Annotated in this window: 15 protein-coding genes; 12 read left to right on the forward strand and 3 right to left on the reverse strand. The window is 45.3% G+C overall.

Translation table 11 applies throughout. The annotated features are described in order from the left end of the window. Positions 1-194: 194 nt before the first annotated feature. The 7 genes from ACSYSK_RS03040 (at position 195) to smpB (ending at position 7,657) form a co-directional block, all read left to right on the forward strand. Positions 195-1,223, forward strand: a complete 1,029-nt coding sequence (locus tag ACSYSK_RS03040; RefSeq protein WP_491715459.1) for a sugar-binding transcriptional regulator — start codon at positions 195-197, stop codon at positions 1,221-1,223. A gap of 64 nt (positions 1,224-1,287) precedes the next feature. Then, complete coding sequence (gap, locus tag ACSYSK_RS03045; protein ID WP_491715460.1) at positions 1,288-2,301, forward strand: type I glyceraldehyde-3-phosphate dehydrogenase; 1,014 nt, start codon at positions 1,288-1,290, stop codon at positions 2,299-2,301. A gap of 83 nt (positions 2,302-2,384) precedes the next feature. After that, entirely contained in the window at positions 2,385-3,590 is a 1,206-nt protein-coding gene (locus ACSYSK_RS03050; protein WP_491715461.1) for a phosphoglycerate kinase, read from the forward strand. Positions 3,591-3,615: 25 nt separating this feature from the next. Further along, positions 3,616-4,365 carry a triose-phosphate isomerase gene (gene tpiA, locus ACSYSK_RS03055; RefSeq protein WP_491715462.1) on the forward strand — a complete coding sequence of 250 codons (750 nt, stop codon included), beginning with the start codon at positions 3,616-3,618 and terminating at the stop codon, positions 4,363-4,365. 191 nt (positions 4,366-4,556) lie between these two features. Continuing rightward, positions 4,557-4,793 carry a preprotein translocase subunit SecG gene (secG, locus tag ACSYSK_RS03060; RefSeq protein ID WP_491715463.1) on the forward strand — a complete coding sequence of 79 codons (237 nt, stop codon included), beginning with the start codon at positions 4,557-4,559 and terminating at the stop codon, positions 4,791-4,793. A gap of 75 nt (positions 4,794-4,868) precedes the next feature. Continuing rightward, positions 4,869-7,196: a ribonuclease R gene (gene rnr / locus ACSYSK_RS03065; protein ID WP_491715464.1), complete on the forward strand. Its 2,328-nt coding sequence runs from the start codon at positions 4,869-4,871 to the stop codon at positions 7,194-7,196. Further along, a complete protein-coding gene (gene smpB, locus ACSYSK_RS03070; RefSeq protein WP_491715465.1) occupies positions 7,193-7,657 on the forward strand; it encodes an SsrA-binding protein SmpB in 465 nt (154 codons plus the stop codon). The genes rnr and smpB overlap by 4 nt, the downstream gene beginning before the upstream one ends. 137 nt (positions 7,658-7,794) lie before the next feature. Here smpB and ACSYSK_RS03075 read toward each other — a convergent pair whose 3' ends face one another. After that, on the reverse strand, positions 7,795-8,325 hold the full coding sequence (locus ACSYSK_RS03075; protein WP_491715466.1) for an LURP-one-related/scramblase family protein: 531 nt from the start codon (positions 8,323-8,325) through the stop codon (positions 7,795-7,797). Between the two features lie 107 nt (positions 8,326-8,432). Between ACSYSK_RS03075 and ACSYSK_RS03080 the strand changes: the two genes are divergently transcribed. From ACSYSK_RS03080 to tsaE, 3 genes are read left to right on the forward strand one after another with little or no spacing between them, the layout of a single operon-like run. Then, entirely contained in the window at positions 8,433-9,131 is a 699-nt protein-coding gene (locus ACSYSK_RS03080) for a uracil-DNA glycosylase (RefSeq protein ID WP_491715467.1), read from the forward strand. Positions 9,132-9,141: 10 nt separating this feature from the next. After that, on the forward strand, positions 9,142-10,119 hold the full coding sequence (gene pta, locus ACSYSK_RS03085; protein ID WP_491715468.1) for a phosphate acetyltransferase: 978 nt from the start codon (positions 9,142-9,144) through the stop codon (positions 10,117-10,119). After that, the gene (tsaE, locus tag ACSYSK_RS03090) at positions 10,119-10,586 is read left to right on the forward strand and encodes a tRNA (adenosine(37)-N6)-threonylcarbamoyltransferase complex ATPase subunit type 1 TsaE (protein WP_491715469.1); all 468 of its coding nucleotides are present in this window, start codon (positions 10,119-10,121) and stop codon (positions 10,584-10,586) included. The genes pta and tsaE overlap by 1 nt, the downstream gene beginning before the upstream one ends. A gap of 7 nt (positions 10,587-10,593) precedes the next feature. On the opposite strand, the gene ACSYSK_RS03095 is transcribed toward tsaE, so the two are convergent. After that, on the reverse strand, positions 10,594-11,127 hold the full coding sequence (locus tag ACSYSK_RS03095; protein ID WP_491715470.1) for a 3'-5' exonuclease: 534 nt from the start codon (positions 11,125-11,127) through the stop codon (positions 10,594-10,596). 120 nt (positions 11,128-11,247) lie between these two features. On the opposite strand from ACSYSK_RS03095, the gene murB reads away from it, so the two are divergent. Beyond that, positions 11,248-12,141 (forward strand): UDP-N-acetylmuramate dehydrogenase, encoded by an 894-nt coding sequence (murB, locus tag ACSYSK_RS03100; protein WP_491715471.1) that lies wholly within the window; start codon positions 11,248-11,250, stop codon positions 12,139-12,141. A gap of 135 nt (positions 12,142-12,276) precedes the next feature. On the opposite strand, the gene ACSYSK_RS03105 is transcribed toward murB, so the two are convergent. After that, a complete protein-coding gene (locus ACSYSK_RS03105; protein WP_491715472.1) occupies positions 12,277-12,942 on the reverse strand; it encodes a DUF1361 domain-containing protein in 666 nt (221 codons plus the stop codon). A 197-nt stretch (positions 12,943-13,139) separates the two neighbouring features. Between ACSYSK_RS03105 and tpx the strand changes: the two genes are divergently transcribed. Continuing rightward, positions 13,140-13,634: a thiol peroxidase gene (gene tpx / locus ACSYSK_RS03110; protein WP_491715473.1), complete on the forward strand. Its 495-nt coding sequence runs from the start codon at positions 13,140-13,142 to the stop codon at positions 13,632-13,634. Positions 13,635-13,786 lie beyond the last annotated feature (152 nt).

Raw genomic sequence — 13,786 nt, forward strand, 5'->3', positions numbered from 1 at the left:
TAAATTATCCCCCTACGAGGAAATTTTTTGCCCGGAAAAAAATATTTGTGCACAGGGACTTACTTGACTTGCATTGATTTTTCATTATTGCTATAATGCACTTGTAGGTGAAATCGAGCCACTGTAACGAGTTAAACTCTGTTATAAGTAGCTGATAAATTTGCTGGACATTTTTAGTCCCGGGAGAGAGCAGTATGCACCGTGAGTTGGAACTACTGAAGGCGATCGTGCCGGACCTATTTAGCACATTGCAGCTCAGGTTTAGTATTTTGCAGGCTATTAGCCAGATGGCTCCGATCGGGCGCCGTTCATTGGCACAGCACTTAGCTTTGAGCGAACGGACTTTGCGCTCGGAAACAGATTTTTTACGGACGCAGCGTTTGCTAAAAAGTAATCAAAGTGGCATGCAACTCACGACGAAGGGGCAAGAGCTAGTTGGTGATTTGAACACTGTTTTAGGACAGTTGAGCAAGTTGCCCGCGTTGGAAAAACAGTTGAGTGCGTTGTTAGGCGGCTATCGCTGTTTGGTAGTTGCGGGTGATGCAGATGCAGCTCAAGATACTGTTAGTGCTCTGGGAGCGGCAGTTAATACCGTTTTGTCTCAGTTGTTACCCTTCGGCAAGAATGTTATTGCCGTCATGGGGGGTACGACGATGGCAACGGTGGCAACGTGTTTGACCGCTGAGTTGTTACAGCAACGACAGCTGACCTTTGTCCCTGCTCGTGGGGGGATCGGTGAACGAGTCGACATTCAGGCGAACACGATTTGTGCGCGCATGGCCGCTGAAACTGGTGGTAAACACCGCGCGTTGTATGTTCCTGAACACGTGAGCGCTGACACCTACGAACCGTTGTTACATGAACCGGCAGTGCAAGAAGTAGTAACACTGATCAGTCATAGTAATGCGGTGATCCATAGTATTGGTTCCGCAATTCCGATGGCTAAGAGGCGATCGATGTCGGAAACTGTGATCAAGCAGTTACAAACGGCTGGAGCTGTCGGTGAAGCTTTTGGTTATTTTTTCGATTGCCGTGGTCGGATCGTGTATAAATTATCCCGAATCGGGTTACAGTTAGAGGATCTGGCTACTATGAAATGTATTGTGGCGGTTGCTGGTGGGGCTTCTAAAGCCACTGCGATTGCTGCTTACATGAAACTCGCTCCCCCGCAAACTTATTTGGTAACGGATGAGGGAGCCGCAAAGATGATTTTAACAAAGTAATATTATTAACTTAATGTTGCTTGTTTAAAATAAATATTTATTTCCTGAAGGAGGAAATTTTAGTATGACTACTAAAGTAGGTATTAACGGTTTTGGCCGTATCGGTCGTTTGGCACTTCGTCGGATCAAAGAAACCAGCAAGGATCTCGAAGTTGTTGCTATCAATGATTTAACTTCACCAGCAATGTTAGCTCACTTGCTGAAGTATGATACAGCTCATGGCCGGTTTGATGGCGAAGTTTCTGCAACCGACGATGCATTGATCATTGACGGCAAGAAGATCCCGGTTTACGCAGAACCAGACGCTCATAATATTCCTTGGGTTAAAAATGACGGTGTTGAATTAGTTCTTGAATCAACAGGTTTTTACACTTCAGAAGAAAAAGCATCTGCTCACTTGGAAGCAGGCGCAAAACGCGTTTTGGTTTCAGCACCAGCTGGCAATATGACAACGATCGTTTATGGTGTTAACGATGACCAAATCACTAAAGATGACAAGATCGTTTCTGCTGCTTCATGTACTACTAACTGCTTGGCACCACTTGCTAAAGCAGTTAACGATGCATTTGGCATTAAAGCAGGAACAATGACAACGATCCATGCTTATACTGCTACTCAGATGGTACAAGATGGTCCTGACAAGAAGGGCAATGTTCGTAACGCTCGTGCTGCTGCTCAAAACACAATTCCTCATTCAACAGGTGCTGCTAAAGCAATCGGCTTGGTAATTCCTGAATTGAAAGGTAAATTGGATGGTCACGCACAACGTGTTCCTGTAATCACAGGTTCTTTGACCGAATTGGTAACAACTTTGGACAAAGAAGTAACTGTTGACGAAGTTAATGCAGCTATGAAGAAAGTAACTGACAATAACGAATCATTTGGTTACAACGACGATGGTATCGTATCATCTGATGTGATCGGCACCACTTATGGCTCAATCTTTGACCCAACTCAAACACAAGTTGTTGGTTCAGGTAGCAGCCAAGTAGTTAAGACAGTTGCATGGTACGATAATGAATCTGGCTTTACTGCTCAAATGATCCGGACATTAGAAAAATTTGCAAGCATGCTTTAATTTAAAGGGATGTAGCAATGTTAAGGCGGGAGGAGGCTATTCCTTCCGCCTTTTCTTATTTTGAATTTTGGAGGGGTAAAATAATGGCTAAATTAACTGTTTCAGATTTAACTGATCTTAAAGATAAAAAAGTTTTAATTCGGGTGGACTTTAACGTGCCTTTGAAAGAAGGAGCAAAGGGAATGGAAGTCGGCGACGACAACCGGATCGTAGCGGCATTGCCAACGATCAAGTACGTTTGCGAACACGGTGGCAAGGCGATCCTCTTTTCTCATCTCGGTCGGGTAAAAAAAGAAGAAGATAAAAAGAAACTGACATTGCGTCCAGTCGCTCAACATTTGGCAACTGTTTTGGATAAACCAGTGACATTCGTTCCGGTAACTCGCGGGCCACAATTGGAAGAGGCCATTGACAAGATGGCAGCTGGCGACGTTTTGTTGGTTGAAAATACCCGTTTCGAAGATCTTGACGGTAAAAAAGAATCCGGCAACGATCCTGAATTAGGTAAATATTGGGCTTCACTAGGCGATGTTTACGTCAACGATGCCTTTGGAACTGCCCATCGTTCACATGCTTCTAACGTGGGAATCGCAAGCAACATGAAACAAGCTGCTGCTGGCTTCTTGTTAGAAAAAGAAATCAAGTTCTTAGGCAATGCCGTAGACGATCCGAAACACCCGTTTGTTGCTATCTTGGGTGGTGCTAAGGTTTCCGACAAGATCGGTGTCATCGATCATTTGCTAGGCAAAGCCGACAAAGTGATCATCGGTGGCGGGATGACTTATACTTTCTACGCTGCTAAGGGTATCAAGATCGGTAAGTCTTTGGTAGAAGAAGACAAGGTTGACTTGGCTAAAGAAATTATCGCTAAAGCAGGCGACAAGTTGGTCTTGCCGGTTGATAACGTAGTTGCTAAAGAATTCAAGAATGATTCACCGAGTGAAGTTGTTGTTGGCGATATTCCGGACGACGAAATGGCTTTGGATATTGGTCCTAAATCGATCGAATTATTCAAGGATACTTTAAAGGATGCCAAGACGGTAGTTTGGAACGGACCGATGGGCGTCTTTGAAATGAGTAATTTTGCTAAGGGAACTTTGGAAGTTGGCAAGTTTCTAGGCACGTTGACCGACGCAACTACGATCGTTGGTGGCGGCGATTCGACTGCTGCTGTTAAGCAATTAGGCGTAGGCGACAAGTTGACTCATATTTCGACCGGCGGTGGCGCTTCACTGGAATACCTAGAAGGTAAGGAATTACCAGGAATTGCTGCTGTTTCTGACAAATAATAACTGAATTGAAGGGATGATTACTTTGCGTACACCAATTATTGCGGGAAACTGGAAAATGAACATGAATCCGACCCAAACGGCTGAGTTTGTGCAGGCTGTTAAAAATCAGCTACCGACCGACGTTGAAGCTGTGATCGGCGCTCCGGCAGTCGACCTACCAGCATTGCTTGAAAATGCACAGGGCTCGGCACTGAAAGTAGCTGCTGAAAATTGCTACTTTGAAGATGAGGGTGCTTATACGGGAGAAACTTCTCCTAAGGTCTTAGCTGAAATGGGCGTTGATTACGTGATCATCGGTCATTCGGAACGCCGCCAGTATTTCCATGAAACTGACGAAGACATCAACAAAAAGGCGCATGCCATTTTTAAAAATGGTTTGACACCGATCATTTGCTGTGGTGAAACGTTGGCTACACGTGAAGCAGGCGACGCTAAGACTTGGGTCGAAAACCAAGTTACTGCTGCGTTAAAAGGCTTAACGGCTGAACAAGTTGGTAGTTTGGTGATTGCTTACGAACCAATTTGGGCAATTGGTACTGGTAAAACTGCTACTTCTGATCAGGCAGAAGAAATTTGTGGTGTAGTTCGCCAAACTGTTGCTAAGTTATACGACCAAAGTGTGGCTGACAAAGTGCGGATCCAATACGGCGGCTCTGTTAAACCGGCAAACGTTAAGGAATTAATGGCTAAAGATAATATCGACGGTGGCTTAGTCGGTGGTGCTTCTTTGGTACCCGATTCTTACCTCCAATTAGTTAACTTTAAGAAATAGTCTTACTAGTTGGTTGATCACCGGATAATATAAAAAGGTTACGGCAAAATGCAGTTTTTGTCGTAGCCTTTTTTGGTCGGAGAACGTTTGTTGTTTGCCTGTGTTTGGCACTAAGAGTTGTTTTGGATATGTATTTGTGCTAAATTAGAATAGATTTGTATTACCTAGATAAGGGTAAGGAGGAAGTTTGTTTGTATAATACATTAATGACCTTACTATTGATAGTTTCAGTACTGATTATTATTGCAGTTTTAATGCAACCAGCTAAAAATGATAATGCAGCTTCGGCATTTTCCGGCGGAGCATCTGACTTGTTTAGCAAGCAAAAATCTCGGGGTTTTGAAGCTTTTATGCAAAAAGTGACCGCTGTTTTAGGAGTGTTGTTTTTTGTGGTCGCTTTGGCTTTAGTGTATATTTCTTCACATTGATCGCTTGGCCTCCTGTCACAGTTTCAGGAGGTTTTTTGTTGGCACGTTTGTTAATTTAAAGTATGGGGAAATTAGATGGATAGAAAAAAATTAAGTGAAAATATAGTGCAGTATTTGGCGACGGTCGAATCTACGACGGTCGAGCAGTTAGTCGCACAGTTACGAATGGATCAGGCAGGCCAGTTTAATTTCGTGGTCCAAGCCTTAACGCAATTAGAACACGAGCATCAAGTCACCTTAGACGAGCATGGTAAGGTTGCTTTGGCACACCAGCTACCTACATATACTGGAATTTTTCACGGCAATGACCGTGGCTTTGGTTTTGTGGAAGTAGAAGAGCAAGAACAAGACTTTTTCATCAATCCAACGGCAACGCTTTCGGCTTTAAATGGTGATGAAGTTGAAATTGCGATGCTTTCTGCGGGCGACGTGCAACAGGGAAAACGCCCTGAGGGAAAAGTCTTGCGCATCATCAGTCACTCCTTAACCCAAGTCGTGGGTGTTTTCCAAACGCCAGACAGGGAGATCTTACCCGCCGGTATTATTGGAATGGTGCACTTAAAGGATAAAAAACTAGCTAATTTTAAATTTTTAGTGGCGGAAAATGGCTTGCATCCGGTCCCAGGAGAGGTGATCTTAGCTGAGATCACGGAGTATCCTTCCGCTGCTTTACCAGGAATGATCAAGGGCAATGCGGTCAAGATCATTGGTAACGAAAATGATCCGGGGATCGACATTTTAGAGATCATCTACGAACACGAGATCCCACACGAATTTCCAGAGGATGTGTTAGAGCAGATCAAAGAAATTCCGGATGAGGTAACCGAAGCCGATAAAAAGGACCGGGTAGATCTGACTGATCAGCCATTGGTGACGATCGATGATATTTCGTCTAAGGACTTGGATGATGCGGTCAATGTCTGGCAGTTACCCAATGGCAATTTTCATTTGGGCGTTCATATCGCTGATGTTTCGCACTACGTGGTTCCCGGAACGCCGCTAGACCGCGAAGCGTTTGAACGGGGGACTTCCGTTTATCTGACTGACCGGGTGGTGCCAATGTTACCGGCTAAATTGTCGAACGGGATCTGTTCGTTAAACCCGCACGTGGAGCGCTGTGCGATGTCTTGTGAAATGGAGATCGACGCCGACGGCAAGGTGGTTAATCACCGCATTTTTCCGAGCCTGATCAAGTCTACGGAAAGAATGACTTACGTGGCGATCAATCAGATCTTAGAGGCTCACGATGAAAAAACGCGGGAACGTTACCGTGATCTAGTGCCGATGTTTGAAGACATGGCGCGGCTACACAAGGTCCTGTTGAAAATGCGTAAAAGACGGGGAGCTATCGAGTTTGATGATACCGAAGCCAAGATCATCGTCGACGAAAAGGGACGCCCGACAGACATCCAGGTCCGTCAACGAGGGATCAGTGAACGAATGGTAGAATCCTTTATGATGGCGGCCAATGAAACCGTCGCTGGGCACTATCATCAGCTAAAAGTACCGTTTATTTACCGTATCCATGAAACCCCTAAGCCGGAAAAAATCACGACCTTTTTTGAAATGTTGGGTGGCTTAGGAATCGAAGTTACTGGTAAAAAAAGCGAAATTACACCTAAGATGTTGCAAAATATCTTGAAAAAAGTAGCTGGTAAACCCGAAGAAGCAATGGTTTCGGTGATGTTGTTGCGTTCAATGCAGCAAGCGAAGTATTCGCCTCAACCGGCTGGTCATTTTGGGATCGCGGCTGCGGATTACACGCATTTTACGTCACCGATCAGGCGTTACCCTGATTTGATGGTTCACCGTTTGATCCGCTTTTATTTGGAAAACGGAATTGACGCTGACAAGGCACCGGCTAATGATGAATTAGAAAAAATCGCTAAGCATAGTTCTGAAACAGAACGGCGCAGTGTTGATGCCGAACGGGATACAGATGCGCTGAAAAAAGCAGAATACATGGCAAATTACGTGGGACAGACCTTCGATGCCGTGGTCAGCTCGGTGACGAAATTCGGGATGTTTATCGCTTTGCCTAACACGGTCGAAGGGCTCGTGCATATCAGTGAAATTTCCGATGATTATTACGAGTATTTAGAAAAACAAATGGCGTTGGTGGGGCGGCGGACTAAGCAGACCTACCGGATCGGCCAGCCGGTAAAAGTAAAATTGCTTAACGTTAACGTGGAACAAAAGCAGATCGACTTTACTTTGGCTCAAAAAGGTCAGGCCCCCAAAACGGACCTGTTAGATGGAGTTAAATTAGCGCCGTTAAAACCGCGTCGTGACGGGGGGCGCAAGTTTAACCAGCACCGGTCTCAGGGTAAAAGAAATTATCAGCACGCGCATAAAAAGGGCAGTTTTACGATCGATAACCGGCATCCTAATAAGAGGCGGTGAGAGCAATTAAAGAAAAACAGCGTCCGTTAGCACAAAACCGGAAGGCTCGCCACGATTATTATATCTTGCAGACCGTTGAAGCGGGGATCGCGTTGACGGGAACGGAGATCAAGTCGGTACGGGCTGCGCGGATCAATTTAAAAGACGGGTTTGCGCAAATTAGAAATAATGAAGTGTGGCTACAAAACGTGCACATTTCACCGTACGAGCAGGGAAATCAATTTAACCACGATCCCTTACGAAACCGCAAGCTATTGTTGCACAAAAAAGAAATTGCTAAATTGGCACAAGAAACTGCTAAAAAGGGGATCACTTTAGTACCACTGAAGGTGTATTTGAAACACGGTTTTGCTAAGGTGTTACTTGGAGTAGCTCAGGGAAAACGAGATTATGATAAACGTGAGACCATTAAGCGCCGCGATCAGGAACGTGAGATCAGACGAACGTTAAAAAATTTCTGAGCGCTTAAAACGACAGTTAGCGGAGAAGATAAAGAGAGCTTGAGATCAAGATTTTGGTCCCAAGCCCTCTTTATTTTCCGGTAGTAATAGATTTAATTGTGTTTTTCAAGCCAGCGGTCTGCGTGAACAACTGATTTCTAAGCTAATCCGCGTTTACGTAGTGGTTTGTTGCGCAATTTTTTAGTTGTAGTTTGTGGAGTTAGATTTAACGCCCAGTAATTGAGGATCGCGGCGATACACAGACAAAGTGGTTCTTGGTCACGGAAATGAATTTGAAAGGCGATATAAGTGGTATTGTTTTGCGTGGTGGTAGTCGTGCGCATGATGAGTTCTCGTTTATGGTAAATGCGGTACCGAAACGACTGTAAATTGCCGTAGATCAGCCAGCCTAACTGGTGGACAAAAAGGAGTTCGTAGCGGCCGTGATGGTAATGACGCACCTGTCCCACTAATTTTCCCAGGTAATAAAGCGAAAAGGTGGGAAAACTGCCGGCAGAATCTTGGCTGACCTTAGCTAGGAGGCAACCATCGGTGCGATAAACTAAAACCGTAGCGTTAGTTAGGCCTCGTTGACCTTTAAGGTAGTAAAAATCGTGGCCGACGCGGTCGGTGATCAAGGTGGTTTGGCTGCGGGTAAATTCCAGTTTTTTAGCGTATAATGTGCGCACAGCTCTCACTTCCTAGCAATTAATAATATTAGTTTTATTTTAACACGATTTAGCTAAAGGGGAGTATGATAGCTAGATATGTGGTAAGATAAATGTGAGGTGTTTGGATGAAAACGCTAATTCACAACGATTGGCAGCAGGTTTTGGAGGCAGAATTTGCTAAAGACTACTACCAGGAATTACACAATTTTTTAAAAGAAGAGTACCGTAATTACCGGATCCACCCCGACATGTATCATATTTTTCAGGCTTTTGAGTGGACTAGTTTTGCGGCGGTCAAAGTCGTCATTTTAGGGCAAGATCCTTACCATGGCTATAATCAGGCTCACGGGTTGAGTTTTTCCGTTTTACCGGGAGTGCCGGTGCCGCCGTCCTTACAAAATATTTATAAGGAATTGCAAAGTGACCTAGGTATTGCGCCGGTAACCCACGGTTATTTGGAAAAATGGGCACGTCAAGGAGTATTACTACTCAACTCCGTGTTGACGGTCCGCGATGGCCGGGCGTATTCTCACCGGGGACATGGCTGGGAACGACTGACCGACGTGGCGATCCAAAAGTTGTCTGAACGCAAGCAGCCGGTGGTCTTTATTTTGTGGGGCAAAGCGGCACAAGATAAGATCAAAATTATCGACCAGACTAAAAACGTGATCATTAAGTCCGCTCATCCCAGTCCGCTTTCGGCTGCTCGGGGATTTTTTGGCTCCCGGCCGTTTTCTAAGACCAACGCGGCCCTAGAAGCGATGGGAGAAACACCGATCGACTGGCAGTTACCTGCAAGTGTCGATTTACAACAATCAGATTAGGAGAAATTAAATGGATTTATTCGCTAAAATAGAAAACCGAGTACGCGGTTCACAGTTAAAAATTGTTTTCCCAGAAGCTAATGACCCGCGGGTATTTAACGCAGCGCTGCGTTTGGCTGACGCTAATGTCGTGCACCCGGTATTGCTGTGTCCTTTGCCTGAAGGGAAAAATGCTGCCGAATTAGGGGAAAACATTACGGTTATAGATCCGGCAAATTACCCGGCAAAAGATGAAATGGTTGCCGCTTTTGTTAAACGGCGTCAGGGCAAAGAAAACGAGCAACAGGCCCGAGAAAAATTACAGGATGTTAATTATTTTGCAACGATGTTGGTCTACTTACACGAAGTTGATGGACTGGTATCTGGTGCTAGTCATTCTACTGGGGATACGGTGCGTCCGGCCATGCAGTTGATCAAGACGCAACCCGGCATCAGGCGGATGAGTGGCTCGTTTTTACTGACCAGAAATGGGGGACAGGAAAACTATATTTTTGCGGATTGTGCGCTGAATATTGATCCTAGCGCACAGGACTTGGCTGAGATCGCCCTGACGAGCGTTAGAACTGCCCAGTTATTTGATATTCCTGCACGAGTAGCGCTGCTAAGTTTTTCGACTAAGGGTTCGGCTGCTGGGCCCCAAGTCGATAAGATGGTTGAAGCGACCAAACTTTTTCACCAGTTAGCACCGGAAATTCCGGTGGACGGTGAATTACAATTTGATGCGGCATTCGTACCTGAAGTAGCCGCTAAAAAAGCCCCACATTCAGAGATTGCAGGGCAAGCAACGGTCTTTATTTTTCCAGAATTGCAGTCGGGGAATTTGGCGTATAAAATCGCCCAGCGTTTAGGTGGTTTCACGGCGATCGGGCCGATTTTACAGGGAATCAACCAACCGGTTTCCGATTTATCACGCGGTTGTAGCGAACAAGACGTCTATGATGCGGCTTTGATCGTTGCGGCCCAAGCGCTGGCGGCGGGTGAAAAATAATGCAACAGTTACAGTTAAATGCGCAAAATGAAGAACAGACCCAAGAATATGCCTGCCAGTTAGCTGAACTGTTGCAGGCGGGCGATGTTTTATTGTTAGAAGGTCAGTTAGGCGCGGGGAAAACGGCTTTTACGCGGGGGCTAGCCCGAGGATTAGGGATTCGGCATAATATTAAAAGTCCCACCTATACTTTGATCCGCGAATACCAAGAAGGGCGCTTGCCTTTGTATCACATGGACCTGTACCGCCTAGAAGATGGTGGGGCGCAGGATCTGGGACTAGAAGAATATTTTTCCGGTGCTGGCGTGTGCGTCGTAGAATGGGCGCATTTCGGGACGATGCCCGACGCTAATTTAACGCTGAACTTAACGGCGACAGGAGATCAGACGCGCCAGTTATCCTTTACCGCGCAAGGGACGCGCTATCAGGAATTATTAGCCCAACTAGCAATGCGCTTGTCAAAATGACTAGCGACTAATACATTTTGATCAGTTGCTGGCAGGCGGCAGCGCCAAACTGAGCGCATTGTTTGAGTAAGATTTGGGCGCAGGCATGGCTGTCGGCCAGCGCGTTGTGGTGATTTTTGAGTGAGATTTGCAGTGCGTCACAGACAGTATTTAATTTATGATTCGGCAGGTCACGTAAAAAGCGGCGGCTAGTTTTGAGCGTATCTAATACCATAAAATGGGGCAGGCTGATTTGATAATAGGCCAGCGTTTGTTTAAGCACGCTGCAATCAAAAGTGGCATTGTGGGCAATCACCAGTTGTTGGGGCGTAAAGAAATTAGCGATGTGCGGCCACAGTTGCGCGAAAGTCGGTGCGTTTTGGACGTCTTTGGGTCTGATATGATGGATCCGAATATTGGTAGCGGCAAATGTAGTGGGCGGTTTGATCAGTGAATAAAGTTCGTCTACGATCTGACCTTCACGAACGACTGTCAGTGCGAGCGAACAGGCACTACAGCGTTTAGAACTGGCGGTTTCGAAATCAATTGCAATAAAATTCATCAAAAATCCTCCCATAACTAGGTGCTATAGATTAGTTTAGCAAGCATCAGGGCAAATAACCAGTATTTGAGGCAAGCCGGTTGGAATCCAATAAATGATATTACAATGTGGGGCAGAAAAATGGCTTTATTAGATGAGACACAGTTATCAGGAATTAAAATTTTACCCAATGAACCCTTAGCTAAATATACCAATACTAAAACGGGGGGGCCAGCTGATTACTTGGCTTTCCCGACTTCGTTAACAGAAGTCAAACAGTTAGTTTTGAGCGCTAAAAATGCCGGTTTACGACTGACGGTGATCGGTAATGCTAGTAATTTGATCGTTAAGGACGGCGGTATCGACGGGGTGGTCTTAAACCTAACGCGGCTGAACCAAGTGACGGTCAGTGAAAATCAAATAACTGCGCAAGCGGGGGCTGCGGTGATGCGAGTTGCTCGTCTGGCTGAAAAAGTTGGCTTGTGCGGATTGGAATTTGCGGCCGGGATCCCGGGAAGCGTTGGTGGTGCGGCTTTTATGAATGCCGGCGCGTACGGTGGCGAGATGAGCCAAGTGGTAAAAACAGTCACCGTGATCACTGCGAGCGGAGAATTGAAAACTTATCACCGCGAGGAATTGAATTTTAGTTACCGCCACAGCTTATTGCAAGAAATTCCGGTAGTCGTTGTTAGTGTCGAGTTTGCCTTGCAGCCAGGTGACCGGCAGTTGATCCGTCAACAGATGGATGAATATAATTTTTTGCGGGCGGCTAAACAACCGCTAGAGTATCCTTCTTGTGGCAGTGTTTTTAAACGACCAGCAGGACATTATACCGGCCAGTTGATCCATGAAGCCGGATTACAGGGTTATCGCCATGGTGGCGCGCAGGTTTCGCTGAAGCATGCGGGTTTCATCGTTAATCGGGGAGACGCGACGGCGAGCGATTACTTGCACGTGATCGAACACGTTCAAGAAGTGATTTGGCAAAAAGACCAGGTTCGACTAGAAACCGAGGTCAGAATACTAGGAAATTAGTCTGAGATGGGACCAAAAGCGGCTAGCAGTTGAGTATTATTTATGGGTACACAAATTAGGACCTGGGACAAAGTTGTACTTTGCCTCAGGTCCTAATTGTCTTTTTATGAGATGACCTTAATCGTGTTTTCCATTTTAACTTGATAAACCCGAGCTAGCCGTCGCGTAACAGCGCAAGGTGACCCAGACGACCATTTGTAAAATAGTCATAAAGACGACGAAGATCAACATGCGCACGTTCCACATTTCAAATAACTGTCTCAACACCCAGCCGGGATTTAAAAATAAATAAGCGGTGTGCAGGCGCAAGAAACGACCGATATAGATCCCGATTGAAGAAAGGACTGTCAGTAATAATACGAGTAAGGTGCGGTTACGTGCATTGTAATGGTGCGCCCGGACTAGCAAAGTGTTAGCGATATGTTCTAGGCTCCATGTTCCCAGGATGCTGCAAGCTAAGGCACTGACTACCAGATTGGTAAATGTCAGCCACATGTGAAGGTTAAAACTCATCAAGCCCGTGACGTGATTGTAAGGGTCGATGCTTGCGAGGTGAAAGAGATCTGTCAGCAAGTAAGGAGCGTTAGGGTAAAATAACAGCCACGCGCAGGCTAAGATAATAAAAAATGGTAATCTTTGAGTAGAATTAATATGCATTCCTAGTTCTATGGGGATGTAGCCTAAAAAAGTGTTGAGTAGTAGGAAGCTAAAATACCCGTTTTGGCGAAAAACAGTCAGGTAGATGTAAAGCATGTAAAGGAAAAATGAAATTCTAATTAACCATTTGTTTTTTGTGGTCACGACGTTCACCTGATTTAAAATTACTTTTGTCAATATATTTTACCAGATTTGCCGGTGAGTTACGTATAAAAAAGAACGTTTTTGTCGGTTAACGCTAAAGCTTAATAAAAATGTAAGCTTAATCTGGCTACTGCTAAAGCACTGATGGCTTTTTTTACTACGAAGTATGGTAAACTGGAAAAAAGGAGTGAACTTTAATGAAAGTAACTATGAAAGATGCACCACTAACAACTAACGGACAACCGCCACAAGTCGGCGAAATGTTACCACAATTTACCGTTGTGGATGCGGCCGCTCACAGTGTCACTAACTCGCAACTAGTAACCCGCCCAACGCTGATCAGTGTCGTACCAGATATCAACACCAGTGTTTGCAGCATTTCGACCAAACGTTTTAACCAGGAAGTCGATCATTACCAGGGGGTTAATTTTTACACGATCTCAACTAACACCCCAGATGAACAAAAGAATTGGTGTGCGGCTCAAGGCGTAGCCAAAATGCAACTACTATCCGATCACGAGCACGACTTTGGCGAGCAGATGGGACTTTATATTGCGGACAAGCAGATCGATGCCCGTAGTATTTGGATCGTTGCTGCTGACGGGAAAATTTTATACCGCGAGTTGCTATCGGAATTGGCACACGAGCCTAACTACCAACAAGCACTAGATTTCTTACAAAATTTGAACTAAGTTGTGAGGAAAAGAGCGAGACGAACCGTTGCCTGCGCTCTTTTTTATGTTAGCTTGTTTTGTGGCTAACCGCCAGCTTGCGCAGCTTGTTATAATCACACTCCAACTGGCAGCCGCTACGTTTAACTACGCAAGCCAATCAAGTCTAGTTC

The organism is Ligilactobacillus sp. ESL1201, from assembly GCF_058503265.1.

What these genes read in the sequence shown, in the direction of transcription:
- pta (WP_491715468.1), top strand. Translation starts at nt 9,142, where the DNA reads ATGGATTTATTCGCTAAAATAGAAAACCGAGTACGCGGTTCACAGTTA.
- ACSYSK_RS03080 (WP_491715467.1), top strand. Translation starts at nt 8,433, where the DNA reads ATGAAAACGCTAATTCACAACGATTGGCAGCAGGTTTTGGAGGCAGAA.
- gap (WP_491715460.1), top strand. Translation starts at nt 1,288, where the DNA reads ATGACTACTAAAGTAGGTATTAACGGTTTTGGCCGTATCGGTCGTTTG.
- murB (WP_491715471.1), top strand. Translation starts at nt 11,248, where the DNA reads ATGGCTTTATTAGATGAGACACAGTTATCAGGAATTAAAATTTTACCC.
- tsaE (WP_491715469.1), top strand. Translation starts at nt 10,119, where the DNA reads ATGCAACAGTTACAGTTAAATGCGCAAAATGAAGAACAGACCCAAGAA.
- ACSYSK_RS03040 (WP_491715459.1), top strand. Translation starts at nt 195, where the DNA reads ATGCACCGTGAGTTGGAACTACTGAAGGCGATCGTGCCGGACCTATTT.
- rnr (WP_491715464.1), top strand. Translation starts at nt 4,869, where the DNA reads ATGGATAGAAAAAAATTAAGTGAAAATATAGTGCAGTATTTGGCGACG.
- tpx (WP_491715473.1), top strand. Translation starts at nt 13,140, where the DNA reads ATGAAAGTAACTATGAAAGATGCACCACTAACAACTAACGGACAACCG.
- ACSYSK_RS03050 (WP_491715461.1), top strand. Translation starts at nt 2,385, where the DNA reads ATGGCTAAATTAACTGTTTCAGATTTAACTGATCTTAAAGATAAAAAA.
- ACSYSK_RS03095 (WP_491715470.1), bottom strand. Translation starts at nt 11,127, where the DNA reads ATGAATTTTATTGCAATTGATTTCGAAACCGCCAGTTCTAAACGCTGT.